Source organism: Patiriisocius sp. 208BN25-11 (genome assembly GCF_058147145.1).
The window spans coordinates 1-705 of the sequence record NZ_JBYVJY010000043.1; the positions used below are offsets into that span (position 1 = coordinate 1).

Annotated in this window: 1 protein-coding gene; it reads left to right on the forward strand. The window is 41.0% G+C overall.

The features are described 5' to 3' along the window. On the forward strand, nt 1–705 hold a 705-nt coding region (locus tag ACY2RS_RS15480; protein ID WP_490099573.1), incomplete at both ends, for a type I glyceraldehyde-3-phosphate dehydrogenase.

A 705-nucleotide genomic window follows, 5' to 3' on the forward strand; every position in this document is an offset into this window, starting at 1 on the left:
TTTGGCCGAATAGGGCGAATCGCCTTCAGAATAGCTTCAAAAAACCCAAACATTGAGGTAGTAGCTATAAACGACTTATTAGCTGTAGATCATTTAGCCTATCTTTTAGAATATGATTCTGTTCATGGTAAATACCCAGGTACAGTATCCGTAGAAAAAGGAAATTTAGTAGTAGATGGACATGCCATTAGAGTTTCCGCAGAAAGAAATCCAGAGGATTTAAAATGGGATGCAGTAGGAGCGGAGATTGTACTAGATTGTACAGGTATTTTTACAGACATAGACAACGCAAGTGCCCACATTACAGCGGGAGCAAAGAAGGTGGTGATTTCTGCACCTTCAAAAACAGCTCCTATGTTTGTAATGGGAGTCAATCATCAAGATGTAAAAGCTAGTGACACGATTGTGTCTAATGCCTCTTGTACGACCAACTGTTTGGCACCTTTGGCAAAAGTGATAGACGACAATTTAGAAATTGTTGAAGGATTAATGACTACGGTTCATGCCCTTACGGCAACACAGTCCACCGTAGACCAACCCTCACGAAAAAATTATAGATTGGGTAGAAGCGGGGTCAATAATATCATACCCACAAGCACAGGTGCAGCGGTAGCAGTGACCAAAGTGATTCCAGCCTTAGAAGGTAAATTAACAGGAATGGCTTTTAGAGTACCAACGGTTGATGTATCTGTTGTAGATTTAACG